This is a genomic window from Agromyces sp. NPDC004153, from assembly GCF_053603635.1.
The window spans coordinates 1,265,244-1,282,991 of sequence record NZ_JBSGFY010000001.1; the positions used below are offsets into that span (position 1 = coordinate 1,265,244).

Annotated in this window: 15 protein-coding genes; 11 read left to right on the forward strand and 4 right to left on the reverse strand. The window is 70.9% G+C overall.

Annotated features, from left to right (window positions below):
• The 3 genes from ACWEOH_RS05885 to ACWEOH_RS05895 all read left to right on the forward strand — a co-directional run bounded on the left by ACWEOH_RS05885 (window position 1) and on the right by ACWEOH_RS05895 (window position 3,678).
• Window positions 1-939, forward strand: a complete 939-nt coding sequence (locus ACWEOH_RS05885; protein WP_452029088.1) for a carbohydrate ABC transporter permease — start codon at window positions 1-3, stop codon at window positions 937-939.
• Entirely contained in the window at window positions 939-1,847 is a 909-nt protein-coding gene (locus ACWEOH_RS05890; protein ID WP_452029090.1) for a carbohydrate ABC transporter permease, read from the forward strand. Before ACWEOH_RS05885 ends, ACWEOH_RS05890 begins: the two co-directional genes overlap by 1 nt.
• Before the next feature lie 148 nt (window positions 1,848-1,995).
• Window positions 1,996-3,678 carry a glycoside hydrolase family 13 protein gene (locus tag ACWEOH_RS05895; RefSeq protein ID WP_452029092.1) on the forward strand — a complete coding sequence of 561 codons (1,683 nt, stop codon included), beginning with the start codon at window positions 1,996-1,998 and terminating at the stop codon, window positions 3,676-3,678.
• Window positions 3,679-3,739: 61 nt separating this feature from the next.
• On the opposite strand, the gene ACWEOH_RS05900 is transcribed toward ACWEOH_RS05895, so the two are convergent.
• The 3 genes from ACWEOH_RS05900 to ACWEOH_RS05910 all read right to left on the reverse strand — a co-directional run bounded on the left by ACWEOH_RS05900 (window position 3,740) and on the right by ACWEOH_RS05910 (window position 7,730).
• Window positions 3,740-5,362: a flavin monoamine oxidase family protein gene (locus ACWEOH_RS05900; RefSeq protein WP_452029094.1), complete on the reverse strand. Its 1,623-nt coding sequence runs from the start codon at window positions 5,360-5,362 to the stop codon at window positions 3,740-3,742.
• A 263-nt stretch (window positions 5,363-5,625) separates the two neighbouring features.
• A complete protein-coding gene (locus tag ACWEOH_RS05905; protein ID WP_452029096.1) occupies window positions 5,626-6,591 on the reverse strand; it encodes an SIS domain-containing protein in 966 nt (321 codons plus the stop codon).
• A complete protein-coding gene (locus ACWEOH_RS05910; RefSeq protein WP_452029098.1) occupies window positions 6,555-7,730 on the reverse strand; it encodes a hypothetical protein in 1,176 nt (391 codons plus the stop codon). The genes ACWEOH_RS05905 and ACWEOH_RS05910 overlap by 37 nt, the downstream gene beginning before the upstream one ends.
• A gap of 119 nt (window positions 7,731-7,849) precedes the next feature.
• On the opposite strand from ACWEOH_RS05910, the gene ACWEOH_RS05915 reads away from it, so the two are divergent.
• Genes ACWEOH_RS05915 through ACWEOH_RS05930 form a run of 4 tightly spaced genes read left to right on the forward strand, consistent with a single transcriptional unit; the run spans window position 7,850 to window position 11,883 of the window.
• Window positions 7,850-8,950 carry a polyamine ABC transporter substrate-binding protein gene (locus tag ACWEOH_RS05915; protein ID WP_452029100.1) on the forward strand — a complete coding sequence of 367 codons (1,101 nt, stop codon included), beginning with the start codon at window positions 7,850-7,852 and terminating at the stop codon, window positions 8,948-8,950.
• 14 nt (window positions 8,951-8,964) lie between these two features.
• Complete coding sequence (locus ACWEOH_RS05920) at window positions 8,965-9,867, forward strand: ABC transporter permease (protein WP_452029102.1); 903 nt, start codon at window positions 8,965-8,967, stop codon at window positions 9,865-9,867.
• Entirely contained in the window at window positions 9,860-10,705 is an 846-nt protein-coding gene (locus tag ACWEOH_RS05925; protein ID WP_452029104.1) for an ABC transporter permease, read from the forward strand. The genes ACWEOH_RS05920 and ACWEOH_RS05925 overlap by 8 nt, the downstream gene beginning before the upstream one ends.
• Window positions 10,702-11,883 (forward strand): ABC transporter ATP-binding protein, encoded by a 1,182-nt coding sequence (locus tag ACWEOH_RS05930; protein WP_452029106.1) that lies wholly within the window; start codon window positions 10,702-10,704, stop codon window positions 11,881-11,883. Before ACWEOH_RS05925 ends, ACWEOH_RS05930 begins: the two co-directional genes overlap by 4 nt.
• On the opposite strand, the gene ACWEOH_RS05935 is transcribed toward ACWEOH_RS05930, so the two are convergent.
• Window positions 11,862-12,473: a TetR/AcrR family transcriptional regulator gene (locus tag ACWEOH_RS05935; RefSeq protein WP_452029108.1), complete on the reverse strand. Its 612-nt coding sequence runs from the start codon at window positions 12,471-12,473 to the stop codon at window positions 11,862-11,864. The genes ACWEOH_RS05930 and ACWEOH_RS05935 overlap by 22 nt on opposite strands.
• A gap of 135 nt (window positions 12,474-12,608) precedes the next feature.
• Between ACWEOH_RS05935 and ACWEOH_RS05940 the strand changes: the two genes are divergently transcribed.
• From ACWEOH_RS05940 to ACWEOH_RS05955, 4 genes are read left to right on the forward strand one after another with little or no spacing between them, the layout of a single operon-like run.
• Window positions 12,609-13,919: a glycosyltransferase gene (locus ACWEOH_RS05940; protein ID WP_452029110.1), complete on the forward strand. Its 1,311-nt coding sequence runs from the start codon at window positions 12,609-12,611 to the stop codon at window positions 13,917-13,919.
• Complete coding sequence (locus tag ACWEOH_RS05945; RefSeq protein WP_452029112.1) at window positions 13,916-15,334, forward strand: NAD(P)/FAD-dependent oxidoreductase; 1,419 nt, start codon at window positions 13,916-13,918, stop codon at window positions 15,332-15,334. The genes ACWEOH_RS05940 and ACWEOH_RS05945 overlap by 4 nt, the downstream gene beginning before the upstream one ends.
• Window positions 15,335-15,344: 10 nt before the next feature.
• Window positions 15,345-16,799, forward strand: a complete 1,455-nt coding sequence (locus ACWEOH_RS05950; RefSeq protein ID WP_452029114.1) for an aminobutyraldehyde dehydrogenase — start codon at window positions 15,345-15,347, stop codon at window positions 16,797-16,799.
• A 31-nt stretch (window positions 16,800-16,830) separates the two neighbouring features.
• Window positions 16,831-17,721: a UTP--glucose-1-phosphate uridylyltransferase gene (locus ACWEOH_RS05955; RefSeq protein ID WP_452029116.1), complete on the forward strand. Its 891-nt coding sequence runs from the start codon at window positions 16,831-16,833 to the stop codon at window positions 17,719-17,721.
• Window positions 17,722-17,748 lie beyond the last annotated feature (27 nt).

A 17,748-nucleotide genomic window follows, 5' to 3' on the forward strand; every position in this document is an offset into this window, starting at 1 on the left:
ATGACCACGCTGACCCAAGCGGTTCGCAGCTCGTCCACCGCCGGCGAGAAGCCCGCCCGCGCCAAGCGCGTCAGGCTCGAGAGCCGCCGCGCCCTTCCCGCCTTCTACTGGATGGTGTGGCCCGCCGTCATCGCGTTCGCGCTGTTCCACACCCTGCCGGTGCTCGTGGGCATCTTCTTCAGCTTCACGAACTACGCCGGTTACGGCGAATGGAACTTCGTCGGGTTCTCGAACTATCTGAACCTGTTCCGCGACGACCGCGTGCTCGCCGCCTACGGGTTCTCGTTCCTGTTCGCGATCGTCGCCACGATCCTCACGAACGTGATCTCACTGGCGATCGCCCTCGGCCTGCACGCGAAGATCAAGGCCCGCAACTTCTGGCGCGGCGTCTACTTCGTGCCCTACGTGCTCTCGATCCTGGTGATCGGCTACGTGTTCCAGTTCTTCTTCTCGAACTCGCTGCCGAAGATCCTCTCGGGCGTCCCGCTGTTCGCCGACAACATCCTCACCAGCCCCGACTGGGCATGGACCGCGATCGTCGTGCTGGCGGTCTGGCAGGCGTGCGCGTTCGCGATCATCATCTACCTGTCGGGCCTGCAGACCATCCCGGCCGAGCTCTACGAGGCGGCGTCGCTCGACGGCGCCTCCGCGTGGCGCCAGTTCCGGTCGATCACGTTCCCGCTGATCGGCGCGTTCTTCACCATCAACGTGGTGCTGAGCCTGAAGGGGTACCTGCAGGTCTTCGACCAGATCGTCGCCCTCACGAACGGCGGTCCGGGCACTTCGACCGAATCCGTCACCCTGCTGATCTTCCGCGGCGGGTTCTCGGGGGGCGAGTTCGCCTACCAGACGGCCAACGCGGTGATCTTCTTCATCGTCATCACGGTCGTCTCGCTCTTCCAGTTCCGGGTCCTTCAGCGCAGAGAGGCCGACTTCTGATGACCACCGCAACCACCACCCTCGCGCAGGCCGAGGAGGCCCTGCCCGACGTGCCGCGGCGACGCCGCGCCCGCAGCGACGACGACGACACCCGTCGGGTCAACTGGTGGGCGACCGCGCTCATCGCGGTCTGCTCGCTCACGATCCTGATCCCGCTCTACCTCGCCGTCGTCGTCTCGCTGAAGACACCCGACCAGCTGGTGTCGGGAACGGGCTTCGAATGGCCGAACCCGGTCGACTGGAGCAACTTCCCTGAGGCGTGGGAGCGCACGAACTTCCCGCAGGCGCTCATGAACACCGCCCTCATCACCGTTGGGTCGGTCGTGTTCACGCTCCTGACGAGCTCGATCGTCGCGTACGCCCTGGCCCGCAACATCCACCGGCCGTTCTTCAAGGGCGTGTTCTTCTACCTGCTGGCGGCGCTGTTCATCCCGTTCCCGATCATCATGCTGCCGCTCGTGAAGCAGACCGCGATCCTCGGGCTCGACAACCAGGCGGGCATGATCGTGCTGTACACGATCTACGGACTCTCGCTGAACGTGTTCATCTACACCGCGTACATCCGCTCGATCCCGATCGAGCTCGAGGAGGCGGCGAGGGTCGACGGCGCATCGACGTGGAGGGTGTTCTGGCAGGTCATCTTCCCGCTGCTCGCGCCGATGAACGCCACGGTCGGCATCCTCACGTGCGTGTGGGCGTGGAACGACTTCATCATGCCGCTCGTCGTGCTGAGCGACCCCGCGGCGCGAACGCTGCCACTCGCCCAGTACGTGTTCCAGGGCCAGTTCAACACCGACTACACGGTGGCGTTCGCGTCCTACCTCATGGCGATGGCGCCGCTGCTCATCGTCTACGTGTTCTCGCAGCGCTGGGTCATCTCCGGCGTGACGCGGGGCTCCATCAAGTGACCGCAGGAACCGGTCGTCGGCGATCCCGCAAGGGGTGACCCCCTCGGCCGGTTCCATGTAACCCTCGAAGCAGGCGACGGATGCCTCGAGCCCTCGATCGGCGTATCGTGCGGCCCGACGCATCCGTTCGGAAAGGAAGGCCCGACCGATGACCGACACGACCCCCACGACGCTCGCGCAGGACGCGACGGCCGCCATCGCGAACGACCCCACCTGGTGGCGCCAGGCCGCCGTGTACCAGATCTACCCGCGGAGCTTCGCCGACGCGAACGGCGACGGCATCGGCGACCTCCGCGGCATCACGAGCCGCATCCCGTACCTCGCCGAGCTCGGCGTCGATGCGGTGTGGCTGTCGCCGTTCTACCCGTCGGCCCTCGCAGACGGCGGGTACGACGTCGACGACTACCGCGACGTCGACCCGAAGCTCGGCACGCTCGCCGACTTCGACGAGATGGTCGCGGCGCTGCACGCCGCCGGCATCCGGCTGATCGTCGACATCGTGCCGAACCACTCGTCGAACCGCCATCTGTGGTTCCAGGAGGCGCTCGCCGCGCCGAAGGGTTCGGCGGCGCGCGAGCGCTACATCTTCCGCGACGGCGAGGGGCCCGACGGCACCGAGCCGCCGAGCGACTGGCAGGCGATGTTCGGCGGCTCGGCCTGGGAGCCGGTCGGCGACGGGCAGTTCTACCTGCACCTGTTCGCGCCCGAGCAGCCCGACTTCAACTGGGCGAACCCCGAGGTGCGCGACGACTTCCTCACGACCCTGCGGTTCTGGGCCGACCGGGGCGTCGACGGCTTCCGGGTCGACGTCGCCCACGCGCTCGCCAAGGACCTCACCTACCCGCTCCGCTCGCACGCCGAGCTCGAGGAGCTGAAGCTCGTCACCGACGGCTCACACCCCCTCTGGGACCGAGAGGAGCTCGACGAGATCTACGCCGAGTGGCGCGCGGTGTTCGACGAGTACGACCCGCCGCGCATCGCGGTCGCCGAGGCGTGGGTGGAGCCCGAGCGACGCTACCGCTACGCCCTGCCGACGAGCCTCGGCCAGGCGTTCAACTTCGACCTGCTGCGCGCGAACTTCGACGCCGCCGAGTTCCGGGCGATCATCGACCACAACCTCGAGTCCGTCACCGTGACCGGCTCGTCGAACACGTGGGTCTTCTCGAACCACGACGTGGTGCGCCACCCCACCCGCTACGGCCTCGCCGACGATCCCGGCGACGACGGCGAGGTCGGCAAGCAGTGGCTGCTGCGCGGCGGACCGGCGTCGGAGCTCGACGCCGCGCTCGGCCTGCGCCGCGCCAGGGCGGCGAGCCTGCTCATGCTGGCCCTGCCCGGCAGCGCCTACCTCTACCAGGGCGAGGAGCTCGGGCTTCCCGAGGTCGCCGACATCCCCGACGCCGACCGGCAGGATCCCACGTTCTTCCGCAGCCCGGGCATCGAGGTCGGCCGAGACGGATGCCGCGTGCCGCTGCCCTGGACGACGGAGGGCTCGTCGTTCGGCTTCGGCGACGACGGCGCGCACCTGCCGCAGCCCGGCTGGTGGGGCGAGTTCTCGGTGGAGGCCGAGCACGCCGATCCCGACTCCACGCTGAGCATTTACCGGCGGGCGCTCGCCCTGCGGCACGAGCTGCAGGATGCGGAGGGGCTGCTCTGGCGCGACCACCCGGCGGGTTCCGACGTGCTCTGGTTCGCGCGTCCGGGCGGCTGGCAGTCGGTCACGAACTTCGGCTCGGAACCCGTCGACCTGCCCGAGGGCGAGGTGCTCATCACGAGCGCGCCGCTCGTCGACGGCCGCCTGCCTTCGGCCACGACGGCCTGGCTGCGCTGAGCCACGAGCACCACGGGCACCGGATGCCGCGACGACCTGAGCCGCGGCATCCGGTGCGGGCTCAGGAGAGTGCGACGGCCTTGGCGGCCCGCTCACCCGACGCGACGGCGCCGTTGAGGAAGCCGTAGTACTCCACGCTCGTGTGCTCGCCCGCGAAGTGCACGTTGCCCTCGGGCGTCGTTCCCACGCCGAAGAGCTGCGTGTACTGGCCGGGGCGCTGGCACGTGTACGCGCCGCGCGACCAGCGGTTCGCCCACCAGAAGTCGCGATACGCCTTGCCGGAGTAGGCGCCGGTCACGCCGGGGAAGATCGGCTCGAGCTGCGCGAGCAGGCCCGACACCTGGGCGGCCGGCGCCGGTCCGAACGGCGCGCCCGACCAGGCCATGACCTGGTCGCCCGAGGGGAAGAAGTTGTAGACGCCGGTCGGCAGCGGGTGGGCCGCCGTGTCATCCCAGCCGCACTGGAAGCCGGTCGGGTTCGTGTATGCGGCGCCGCCATAGCCCTGCTCGACCCATGGCCGACGGTCGAGCTGCACGTGCACCTTCGCGTTCGCGCCGAGGCCGAGCTCGCTTATCGCGCGGCGGGTGAGCGCCGAGAACCCCGACTGCCCGAGGTCGCACTCGCGCAGCGTCGTGAAGGGCAGGGCGAGGATGACGCGGTCGAAGGTGCGGTCGATCGTCGAGCCACCCGTGCGGAAGCTCAGCCGCACCGTCCCGTCGGCGTTGCGCCTCACCGCGACCAGCTCGTGGCGGTAGCGCACGGTGCCCGCGGGAAGCTGCTCGATCATGCGCGTGACGATCTGGTCGTTCCCGCCGCGCACCACGTACTTCTCGTCGGCACCGTTGATGGGCGCGAGGCTGTTCTGGCTGTTCCAGCCGAGCAGGTAGACGAGGTTGAGCGCCGACTGCCGGCTCGTCTCGAGCCCGTACTCGGCCATGGCGTTCGAGCGCATGAGCTTCGCGAACCGGCTCGAGAGCCCGCCGGGCACCTTCGCCGCGAGCCAGTCGTCGACCGTCATCTCGTCGAGCGCGACGCCCGCGGTTGTGTGGCTGTCGTAGGTCTGGCAGTACGGTGCGGCGGCGAGGTCGGCCTTCATGGCGGCGTAGACCGCACCCCAGTCGTCGTTGGCGTCGTCGTAGGGGTAGTCGCGTCCGTCGATCCAGTACTTGTCGACCCAGCCCGAGTAGCTGCCGCCGTGCACGACGTCGAGGCTCAGCCCGAGGTTCGAGGCGAGGTTGCGGATGGCGTTGTGGTCGGTGTTGATGAGCGCGCCGCCGTGCTCGACGACGATCCCGTCGTCGAAGAACCCGCGCAGGCTGAAGCAGCGTCCGCCGGCGCGGTCGCTGCCTTCGAACACCGTGCTCGCGATGCCTTTGGTGCGCCACAGCCAGTGCGCCGCCCGCGTGCCGGCGAGGCCTGCGCCGACGACGGCCACGCTCGGGGCGGGCTTCGCTGCCGCGGAGAGGGGTGCGGCCATGGCGAGCGCCGCGCTCGCTCCGGCGGCGCCCACGACCCGGATCGCGTCGCGGCGGGTGAGTCCGCCGCGGTCGCCCCCGCCGCGCTCATCGGCCGCGCCCTCGAGCACCTCGTCGACCGGGATCCCGGTGCGCTCGGCCGCGGCGTGCGCGCGCATGATCCGCCCGATGCGCGAAGAGAGCGCCGTCGTGCCTCGTGAAGCTGACATCATGAAGAACCTCGCTGTCCGTGTGGTGGAGCGCTGCTTGACATGTTGCGTAGTGAAAGCAACCACGAAGTGAGATGGGGCGTCAATCCTTCGGCTGCGGACAGCCCGTTCGGACCTTGGTGCGGACGGAGACGCTCTGCCCGATGACGCCATGACGATCCCGGGCTGGCGGCCGGCGGATGCCGCCAGCGCGACACCCGACGGGTGAGCGGATGCCGCGGCGCGGCCGCCGGGCGACCACCGTGCCGCGGCATCCGCTGCACTCAGCGCAGCAGTCGCTCGGCGACGAGCTCGCCCACGAGGGTCTCGGTGAGCACCGCCACGCGCTCGTCGTCGTCGCCGTCGTACCGGATCGCCAGCTCCGCCCCGGGCAGCTCGGACCCGAGCGACGCGTACCGCGAGCCGCGCGACCCCATCCACTCGAGCGCCTGCGCGTCCCAGCGCGACCCGGCGCACACCAGCGCGCGGTAGTCGGTCGTCTTCGTGAGGTAGACGTCGACGTGCGACCAGTCGCCGGTCTCCGACGCGAACGCGATGCGGCGCGGCACCTCCCGGAGCATGAGCGCGGACTGCTGCGCGCTCGACAGCCGCTCGACGGGCGCGAGGATCCAGGTGCCCGTCGGTCCGGCGAGCAGGCTCGTCAGGGGTTCGAGCCAGTCGCCGGCGCCGTCGAGCAGCTGCGCGTTCGCGGCCGCGGAACGGCGCAGCGTCGCGGCATCGAAGCGGTCGGCGGGCACGATCCCGGTGAGCGCCCCGAGCACCTCGTCGAGCACGGCGAACGTCGCGCGGAACGTGCGGCAGGCGACGCCGGATGCCTCGACGCCCGCGAGCAGCGGCGCGACCGCGTCGGCCATCCGGCCGAGCTCGGAGTCGGGGCGGTTCGTGACCGCCACGAGCCGCCCGATGCCGCGGAACCGCTCGACCGCGTGCAGCACCTCGGCGCTGCCGCCCGTCGCGGACACCGCGACGACGGCGAGGTCGGGCGTGACCGGCGGCAGCAGCTCCGAGCTCGCGAGCTCCACGACGACGTCGGCTCCGGCGGCCCGGTAGCGGCGGCCGACGACGTCGGCGGCGTATCGGCTCGAGCCCATGCCGAGCACGAGCACGCGGCGCGCGCCGAGCCACGGAAGGCCGTCGAGCCCGGGCAGGCCGGCTTCGATCGCGTCGGCCAGCGCGTCGAGCGTCTCGGGGATCAGGCCGAGGTCGGCTCGAAAGGCGGCGGTGTCCACGGGTCCTCCGGGTGGTCGTTCGTCGAGGGGTAGCGGTGCGTGATCGCGGCGTCGGGCGCGTAGCGCCAGGCGGGCAGGAAGCGGTCGGCGTAGTGCAGCTCCGCGGCCAGCTGCTCGGCCTCGAAGCCGGGCAGCAGCGCCGCGTCGAAGAGGTCGGTCCGCGCGAGCTCGGCGCGGTAGGCGCCGAGCAGGTCGCTCCGGGCGCGGTCCGCCCACGCCCAGGCCGCGGCATCGGCCCGCCGCAGTCGCTTCTGCGCGACGGCGGCGACGAGGTCGAGCGACACGAGCAGGTGCGCCACGTCGCGCGCCGCGGCATCCGCCCGCTCGCGATCGGCGGCGTCGAGCTGCGGGTCGCCGTCGAAGTCGATGACGGTGTACCGGCGGCCGTCGGGGGCCGTGTCATCGGGCGAGGCGAGCACCTGCCCCACGTGCAGGTCGCCGTGGATCGGGAACTCGAGCCCGGGAGCGGTGTCGTCGAGCGAGCGGATGCCGCGCTCGAGCGCCGCGCGCCGGTTCCGCAGTCGCGCGCCGGTCGCCCCCTCGGCCGCCTCGACGGCGCCGGCCAGCGCCGCGTCGGCACGTGCGCGGCGAGCCGCAGGAGCATCCGCACCCGACGCCACGGCGTCGGCGCCGAGCACGTCGTGGATGCGGGCCACTCGTGCGCCGAGCAGGGCCGGCCAGTCGGGATCGGACCCGCCCTGCAGCGCGGCCACGACGTCGTCGACCGCCCAGGTCCAGCCGTCCTCGGCGCCGGGCAGGTACTCGGTGACGATCGCGAGCGTGCCGTCGCCGAGCAGCGGATGCCGCCACCCGACACGCCCGTGCAGGCGCGCGACATCGTCGGACCCGGCGTCCGCGAGGCGTTCGAGCAGGTCGCCGGCGCGATCGGCGGCCGCCCAGCGACCGACGAGCTTCACGACGAGACGACCGTCGACGATGACCGAGGTGTTGGTCTGGTCGACCGCGATGCCCCGCTCGGGCGCGTCGGCTGCGACGTCGTCGACGACGAGCCGGGCGATCGCCCGAGCGACCCCGTCACCAGCCTCCGGCCGCCGGCCCTCCACGAGCACGCGGCCGTCGGCGTCGACGGACAGCACACGTCCGCCGACGACGGGCGCTGCGCCATCGAGTGAGTTCATTGAATCCGGATTGTAACAATTGCGAAAACCCGCCGCCAGCATGTCCCTCGATCCATTGCGGTTCCTTCACTCGCGGTGCAACAATCGCTCAACCTTTCCGACGTCCCAGGAGGTACCACATGCCCACCACGCGACGCATCGCCGCCGCAGCGGCCGGCACCATCGCCCTCGCATTCGCCGTCACCTCGTGCTCGAGCGGCGGTGGTGGTGGCGAGACGCTCGACCCCGCCGCAGACCTCAGCGAGCAGACGCTCACCGTCTCGATCTGGGCGGACTACTATCCCGAGGACCTCGCCGAGCAGTTCGAGGAGGCCACGGGCGTCAAGACGACCATCGTCAACCACACGACCAACGAGGACGTCGTCGCCAAGCTCACCGCGAGCGCCGACCCCGGCATCGACGTCGCCTTCGTCTCGGGCCAGTACGCGCAGGCGCTCGCCGAGCAGGGCCTGCTCGCGAAGCTCGACAAGTCGCTCATCCCGAACGAGGAGAACCTCTACCCCGAGGCGCTCGAGCTGCCCTACGACGAGGGCAACGTCTACTCCGAGCCCTACGCGTGGGGCACCACGGGGCTCTGCTACCGGCCCGACCTCACCGGGTACGACCCGACGTCGTGGAACGACCTGCTGAACCCGAAGCCCGAGCTCGTGGGCAAGACGACCATGCTGTCGACCGACCGCTGGCTCGCGATGCCCGCGCTGAAGGCGGCCGGCAACTCGCTCAACACGACCGACGATGCCGAGCTCGAGGAGGCGAAGGCCCAGCTCCTCGAGACGAAGCCGACGCTCCTCGCCTACGACGACACGACCTTCTACTCGAAGCTCGTCTCGGGCGAGGCCGCGATGGTCGAGGCGTGGGACGGCTGGTGCAACTACGGCATCGCCGACGACCCGAACATCACGTTCGTGATCCCCGAAGAGGGCGCCGACCTCTGGGTCGACACCATGACGGTGCTCGAGTCGTCGAAGAACAAGGAGGCCGCCATGGCCTTCATCGACTACATCCTCGACCCCGAGGTGCAGACCTGGGTCGCCGAGAACATCCTCTACAAGGTGCCGAACCAGGCCGCGATGGAGGCCCTCGACCCCGGGCTCATCGAGAGCTACCCCACGCTCGGCATCACGGTCGACGAGCTGTTCGAGCAGGAGGTCATCGTCGACCTCGGCGAGGACTCGCTGAAGTACGTCGACCTCAACGCCGAAGTCCTCGCGACGAACTGAACCGCTCCGACGCAGTGACTTCGACGCTCCAACGGACGACCCCTGCCGCGCGCGCTCCTCGCGCGCGGCGGGGGATCGCCTCGCTGCCGTTCCTCGCCCCGGGCACGATCTTCCTCATCGTCTTCATGGCGATCCCGGTCGGGCTGCTCGCCTTCTACACGCTCTTCAAGCGCGGCCGCTTCGGGGGGCTCGTCTTCGAGTTCACGCTCGACAACTGGATCAAGCTCGCCGAGCCGCTCTACCTCGGCGTCATCCTCCAGTCGATCGGGCTCGCGCTCATCGTCACCGTGCTCGCGCTCGTCATCGGCTACCCGATGGCATACGCGATCGCCGGACTCTCGCCGAAGTGGCGCACGGTCGCGCTCATCGCGATCGTGCTGCCGTTCTGGACGAACTTCCTCATCCGCACCTACGCGTGGATCCTGCTGCTCAACAACGCGGGCTGGGTCAACCAGTGGCTGCAGGGGCTCGGCATCACCGATGAGCCGATCAGCATGCTGTACACGCCGCAGGCGATCGTGGTCGGCCTGCTCTACATGTACCTGCCGCTCATGGTGCTGCCGCTCTACGCGTCGCTGCAGCAGCTCGACCCGTCGCTCCGCGAGGCCGCCACGAACCTCGGCGCGTCCCCGTGGCGCGCGTTCCGCACGGTGACCCTGCCGCTCTCGCTGCCGGGCGCCCTGACCGGATGCATCTTCGTGTTCGTGCCCGCGATGTCGAACTTCGTGATCCCCGAGCTCATCGGCGGCGGTAAGACGATCATGGTCGGCAACCTCGTGCGCGACCAGTTCTTCGAGGCGCGCGACTGGCCGTTCGGCGCGACGCTGGCGCTGCTGCTCACGATCCTGCTGGTGCTCGTGATCCTCGCGCAGACCGCGGTCTCCCGCCGGCTCACGGAAGGACCCCGCCGTGGCTGACGCGACCTCGAACCCGTCGACGACGGCCATGCGCGAGCTCGAGCCGGCGGCGCGCCCGCGCGCGGTGCGCAAGCCCCGCGGCATCCTCGTGCCCCTGTGGCTCGGCTACGCCTTCCTGTACCTGCCGATCCTCGTGGTCGTCATCATGAGCTTCAACGACTCGGAGAACCTCTTCGTGTGGCGCGGGTTCTCGCTGCGCTGGTACCCCGAGCTGTTCCAGAACGAGCAGATGATGCAGGGCCTCGTGAACACGCTCATCGTGGCGACCGGCGCCACCGCGATCGCCACCGTGCTCGGCACGCTGCTCGCGTACGGCATCGCGCACTACACCCGTGGCGGGTTCGTGCGGGCGTTCGCGATCGCCCCGGCGATCCTGCCCGACCTGCTGCTCGGCATCGGCCTGCTCACGCTGTTCTCGCTGCTGACCGTCACCCTGGGCCTGCACTCGGTGATCCTCGCGCACGCGGTGTTCGCGACGGCGTTCGTCACGGCGATCGTCCTCGCGCGCATGGCGACGCTCGATCCGAGCCTCGAGGAGGCGTCGCGAGACCTCGGCGCGGGTCCCGTGCGCACGTTCATGCGCGTGACGCTGCCGCAGCTCGCCCCGGGCATCGTCGCGGGCGCGCTCCTCGCGTTCACCCTCTCGCTCGACGAGTTCGTGATCGCGTTCTTCACGACCGCGCCCACGCAACCCACCCTGCCCATCGTCATCTACTCGATGGTGCGCTTCGGGGTGACGCCCGAGGTCAACGCCCTCGCCAGCCTCCTCCTGCTCGTGAGCATCGTGACGGTGATCGCGGCGCAGCGACTGACCCGACTGACAGGAACCCCGAAGTGACCGGAACCACGAACCCGTCCGACGCACCCCTCCTCCGCGTCGAGGGCGTCCGCGCCGTCTACGGCGACACCGTCGCGCTGCACGACGTCTCCCTCGACATCCGCGACAACGAGTTCTTCGCACTGCTCGGCCCCTCGGGGTGCGGCAAGACCACGCTGCTCCGCTCCATCGCGGGCTTCGAGACGCCCGAGTCGGGTCGCATCGAGGTCGACGGCCATGACCTGCTGCGGATGCCGCCGCACAAGCGGCCGGTGAACATGATGTTCCAGAGCTACGCGCTCTTCCCGCACATGAGCGTCGAGCGGAACGTCGGCTACGGCCTCGAGGCCGAGGGCGTCGGCAGGGCGGAGGTCAGGAGCCGCGTGCAGGAGGTCATGGCGGTGGTCGGCCTCGAGCACCTCGCCAAGCGGCGGCCGGCGCAGCTCTCGGGCGGCCAGCGCCAGCGCGTCGCCCTCGCCCGAGCGATCGTGAAGCGCCCGCGCCTGCTGCTGCTCGACGAGCCGCTCTCGGCGCTCGACCGCCAGGTGCGCGCCTCGATGCAGCTCGAGCTGAAGCGCCTGCAGCACGAGGTCGGCCTCACGTTCGTGGTCGTGACGCACGACCAGGAGGAGGCCATGTCCATGGCCGATCGCATCGCGGTGCTGCGCGACGGACGCCTCGAGCAGCTCGCGACCCCGCAGGAGCTGTACGCGAACCCCGCCACGCGGTTCGTGGCCTCGTTCATCGGGACGGCCAACCTGCTCGACGGAACGGCGACCTCGGCCGGCGTCGACGTGCCCGGCGCGGGCGAGGTGGCGGCGCCGCACGTGCTCGCAGCCGGCGCCCCGGCCACCGCGGTGGTGCGACCCGAAGACGTCGAGCTGACGGATGCCGCGACGTCGGGCCTGCGCGGCACGGTCGTGGACACCTACTTCCTCGGAGGCGCCTCCACGATCTCGATCGAGGTGCCTTCGCTCGCGGCGCCGATCCTCGCGACCGTGCACGGCGCGACCCGGGTCGCGCGCGGCGATGCCGTCGGCATACGGTTCGGGCGAGCGGCGGTCGTGGCGCGGGAGGCCGCGGCGGCATCCGTCGAGGACGAGGACGCGAACGCGGGCGCCGCGGCATCCGATGCGGAATCGGGCGAAAGGTCGCCCGCCGGCGATGCGCCCGCGCCTCAGGAGGAGGTCAGCGCGTGACCCGTCGCGAGCCGCGCGTAGGCCACGATGAGCTCGAGGGCGGCGTCGTGGTCGATGGTCGGATGCTGCGCGATGATGCGGTAGCCGTAGGCGTCCTCGAGGGCGACGAGGTTGCGCGCGATCACGACCGACGGCTGCGCCAGCGCGAAGATGCCCCGGGCGGCGCCCTGCTCGAGCACGACCTGGTACATGCCGACCTGGCGGTCGTAGAGGGTCGTGAGGAGCGACGCCATGAGCGGATTGCGGCCCGCCGATCCTCCGAGCTCGCACAGCAGGCGCACCTCGGTGTCGCCGGAGCCGCTCGGCAGGCCCGATTTCGCGAGGGCGAGCAGGCGCGTCACCGGGTCGTCGGGGAGCTGCTCGAGCATCCGCACGCGACCCTCGTAGAAGCGCTCCATGCCGGCGCGGTTGGCCTCGAACATGAGCTCGTCGATGTCGGGGTAGTAGTAGAGCACGGCACCCGACGTGAGCCCCGCCTCCTCGGCCACGCGGTTCAGCCGCGCGCCCTCGGGGCCGTGCGCCGCGATCGCGCGCTGGGCCGCCGCGACGAGCTGGCTGCGACGCTCCTCCTGCCGCTTCGGCCTGGCCATCTCGCTCCCTCCGGATCAGACAGATTGTCTGCATCGTCGGTCAATCATAGGCCGAACTGACCTGATCTCACAGAGATCTTGACCGCATCCATTCTTTCCAGCAACATTCAGAGAACACAGACGAACGGAGCCCCCATGTCCGATGAGCGCCGCACCTTCCTGTTCATGCCCGAGAGCGCCTACGGCCCCACGAACAACTGCATCGGCATCGGCAACGAGCTGCTGAAGCGCGGCCACCGGGTCGTGTTCGCGGCCGAGCGCTCGTGGCAGGGCAAGCTGGCGGCGCTCGGGTTCGAGGAGGACCTCGTCGACCTGGCGCCGGCACCCGAGGGCGTCGACGGCGACGAGGAGCAGGACGCCGGGCAGTTCTGGAAGGACTACATCAAGGAGGTCTCGCCGGAGTTTCGCAAGACGACGGCCGAGCAGCTCGAGACCGTGACCCTGCCGATCTGGGAGGAGCTCGCGAACGGCGCGAAGTTCTGCGAGCCGCAACTGAAGGCCATCATCGAGCGCGTCCGGCCCGACGTGATCATCGAGGACAACGTCATCGCGTTCCCGGCGCTCGTCACGGCGGGCGTGCCGTTCGTGCGCATCATGAGCTGCAACCCGCTCGAGGTGCCTGGCGACGACATCGCGCCGGTGTTCTCGGGGCTCGCCGAAGACGACCGCGCGGGCTGGGCCGCGTTCCGCACCGAGTACGAGCGCACCCACCGATCGCTCTGGACCTCCTACGACGCGTGGGTGCGGGAGCAGGGCGCCCCGCCGCTGCCCGACCTCGAGTTCATCCACCGCGGTGACGAGAACCTCTACGTCTACCCCGAGGTGCTCGACTACACCGACGCGCGCCCGCTCGACGAGACCTGGCACCGGCTCGACTCGTCGGTCCGCGAGACCGAGCAGGCGAACGCCGACCTGCCCGCGTCGTTCACCGACGGCAGCCGCCCGCTCGTCTACTTCAGCCTCGGCTCGCTCGGCTCGGCCGACGTCGAGCTCATGCAGCGCGTCATCGCCGCGCTCGCCGACCAGCCGGTGAACGTCATCGTCTCGAAGGGCCCGCTCCACGACGAGTTCGAGCTCGCCGACAACATGTGGGGCGCCGAGTTCCTGCCGCAGACGCGGATCCTGCCGCTCGTCGACCTCGTGATCACGCACGGCGGCAACAACACGACGACCGAGGCGCTGCACTTCGGCAAGCCGATGGTGCTGCTGCCCCTCTTCTGGGACCAGTACGACAACGCGCAGCGCGTGCACGAGCGGGGCTTCGGCATCCGGCTCGACACCTACGGCTTCACGCCCGAGCAGCTCCAGGGCGCAGTGCGCACGCTGCTCGAGGACACGGCGCTTCGCGAGCGGGTCGCCGCCGTCGGCGCCGACATCCGCTCGCGTGCCGGCGTCTCGGTCGCGGCCGACGTGATCGAACGCGTCGGCGCGCGGGAGCGCGTGTGAGCACGGGCACCTCGATGACGGATGCCGCGGTCGACGCGCTCCGCGACGCCTCCCACACGCCGTACTGGATGGACCGCGCCGACGCACCCGACCCTCGTCCGCGCGCCGAGGGCGCGCTCGAGGCCGACCTCGTCGTCGTGGGCGCCGGCTTCACCGGGCTGTGGACGGCGTGGCGGGCCGTGGAACGCGATCCCGGCCGCTCGGTCGTCGTCCTCGAGGCCGAGCGCGTGGCGCACGGCGCGACGGGTCGCAACGGCGGGTTCGTCGCGAGCTCGCTCACGCACGGGCTGACCCACGGCACGGCCATCTGGCCCGACCAGGTCGGGGCCCTGCACGAGGAGGGCGACCGCAACCTCGCCGAGCTGGTGGCCACGATCGAGACGGCCGGCATCGATTGCGACCTGCGCCGCTCGGGCAAGACCACGGTCGCGGTCGAGGAGTGGCAGCTCGACGGCCTCCGCGAGGCGCAGCGGCTCGGCGAGCGGCACGGCATCGCGCTCGAGCTGCAGTCGCGCGACGAGGTGCAGGCCGACGTGCACTCCCCCACGTACCTCGGCGGCCTCCGCGACCGCACGGGCACTGTGCTCGTCGACCCGGCACTGCTCGCCTGGGGCATGGCGGCAGAGCTCGAGCGTCGCGGGGTGCGCATCCTCGAGGCATCCGCCGCCACCGGGCTCGCCCGCCACGGTGCCGGCGTGCGCGTCTCGACCGCGCACGGCCACGTCGACGCCCGCGACGTCGTGATCGCGACCGCCGCCTATCCGGCGCCCCTGAAGCGCCTCGGCAACTGGATCATGCCGCTCTACGACCACGTGCTCATGACCGAGCCGCTCACCATCGCGCAGCAGTCGTCGATCGGCTGGGCCGAGGGCCAGGGGCTCACCGACGCGGGCAACCAGTTCCACTACTACCGGCCGACCGCCGACGGCCGGATCCTGTTCGGCGGATGGGACGCCGTGTACTACTTCGGCGGGCGCGTCGACGCGAGCCTCGAGCAGCGCGACAGCTCGCACGCGCTGCTCGCCCGGCACTTCCTCGAGACGTTCCCGCAGCTCGAGGGACTGCGCTTCACGCATCGCTGGGCCGGCCCCATCGACTCGACGACGCGCTTCACGGCCGCCTACGGCACGGCGCTCGGCGGTCGCGTCGCCTACGCCGTCGGGCACACCGGCCTCGGCGTGGGGGCGTCGCGGTTCTCGGCGGATGTCGCGCTCGACCTGCTCGCGGGCGAGCCCACGTCGCGGCTCCGCTACGACATCGTGCGGCGCCGGCCGTTCCCCATCCCGCCCGAGCCCTTCCGCAACCCCATCGTCCAGTTCACCCGCCGCTCGATCCTCGCCGCCGACGCGCATCAGGGCCGCCGCAACCTGTGGCTCCGCACCCTCGACCGCTTCGGCCTCGGCTTCAACTCATGAAAGGCGCACCATGACCACCGGAACCTTCATCGGCGAGTACCGCGCCGGCACGGGCGGCGACGCCGTCATCACGAACCCGGCGACCGAGGAGGACGTCGCGGCGTTCACCTCCTCGGGCGTCGACGACGTCGAGGAGGCGGCCGCGGCGGCACGAGCCGCGCAGCCCGAATGGGCGGCGAAGACCCCGGGCGAGCGGTCGCTCGCCCTGCTGCGGCTCGCCGACGCGCTCGAGGCCGACGCCGAGCACCTCGCGAAGCTCGAGGTCGAGGACTCGGGCAAGCCGTGGACCACCGCGTTCGACGGCGAGCTGCCCTTCGGCATCGACAACCTGCGTTTCTTCGCGGGCGCCGCGCGGTCGCTCGACGGCACCGGAGCCGGGTCGTTCTCGAACGGCTACACGTCGATCCTCACCCGCCGGCCGGTCGGCGTCGTCGCGGGCATCACGCCGTGGAACTTCCCGCTCATCATGGCGATCTGGAAGGCCGGGCCCGCGCTGGCCGCGGGCAACGCGGTCATCGTGAAGCCGGCGCCAGCCACGCCGCGCACGACCCTGCGATTCGCCCAGCTCGCCGTCGAAGCCGGCCTCCCCGCCGGGCTCTTCAACGTCGTCACGGGCGACGCCGAGGTCGGCCAGGCGCTCGTGACGCACCGCGAGGTCGACATGGTGAGCGTCACCGGATCGACGCAGACGGGCAAGGCGGTCATGCGCGGCGCGGTCGAGGGCGTGAAGCGCGTGCACCTCGAGCTCGGCGGCAAGGCGCCGGTCATCGTGTTCCGCGACGCCGACCTCGGGGCCATGGCGCACGCCGTCGCGCTCGGCGCGACCTACAACACGGGCCAGGACTGCACGGCCGCGACGCGGGTCTACCTCGAGCGTTCCGTGTACGACGCGGGCGTCGACGCGCTGCGCGACGCGCTCGCGCAGGTCGTAGCGGGCGACCCGTTGGACCCCGAGACGCACATCGGGCCGCTCGTGTCGAAGGCGCATCGCTCCCGCGTCGAGGGCTTCGTCTCGCGCGCGGTGGCCGAGGGCGCCGAGGCACTGGTCGGCGGCCACGCCATCGACCGCACCGGTTCGTACTTCGCGCCGACGCTGCTCGTCGGGGCATCCCAGTCGTCGGAGATCGTGCAGGGCGAGGTCTTCGGTCCGGTGCTCGTGGTGCTGCCGTTCGACGGCGAGGCCGAGGGCATCGCGCTCGCGAACGACAGCGCCTACGGCCTCGCGTCGTCGGTCTGGACGTCGGACGTCGCACGCGCCCTGCGCGTGAGCCAGTCGCTCGACGTCGGCGTCACCTGGGTCAACGACCACCTGCCGATCGCCTCGGAGGCACCGCACGGCGGCGTGAAGGGCTCGGGCTTCGGCAAGGACATGTCGATCGAGCCGCTGCTCGACTACTCGGTGACGCGCCACCTGATGATCCGCCACGCGGCGCCGCCCGAGACGACGGGCTTCCGGCCGGCCTGAACGACACGTCGAACGAGAGCGAGCGAACGCGATGAACGAGCGGATCACGAAGGCGGTCATCCCCGCCGCCGGCCTGGGCACCAGATTCCTGCCCGCGACGAAGGCCATGCCGAAGGAGATGCTGCCCGTGGTCGACAAGCCGGCGATCCAGTACGTCGTCGAGGAGGCGGTGTCAGCCGGACTCGTCGACGTGCTCATGGTGACGGGCCGCAACAAGAACGCGCTCGAGAACCACTTCGACCGGGTCGCCGAGCTCGAGGCGACGCTGAAGGCCAAGGGCGACGACGCGAAACTCATGGAGGTGAACGCGTCGACGGGCCTGGCCGCCATGCACTACGTGCGCCAGGGCGACCCCATGGGCCTCGGCCATGCGGTGCACCGGGCGCGGATGCACGTCGGCAACGAGCCGTTCGCGGTGCTGCTCGGCGACGACCTCATCGACGCGCGCGATCCGCTCCTGCAGCGGATGCTCGATGAGCAGGTCGAGCGGGACGCCTCGATCATCGCGCTGCTCGAGGTCGACCCCGACCAGATCCACCTCTACGGCGCGGCCGCCGTGGAGCCGACCGATGATCCCGACGTCGTGCGCATCACCGGGCTCGTGGAGAAGCCGGCGCGGGAGGCGGCGCCCTCGAACTACGCCGTCATCGGCCGCTACGTGCTGAAGCCCGAGGTGTTCGACGTGCTCGAGCGCACCCCGCCGGGTCGGGGCGGCGAGATCCAGCTCACCGACGCGCTCATGACCATGGCGGAGGACGTCGCGGGCACCGGCGGTGTGTACGGCGTCGTCTTCCGCGGTCGCCGGTACGACACGGGCGACAAGCTGGAGTACATCAAGGCGGTCGTGCAGCTCGCCGCCGATCGCGACGACCTCGGTCCCGACCTGCGCAGCTGGCTCGCCGAGTACGCCGTCGGCCTCTGAGTGCGACGGATGCCGCGGCGTGCTCGA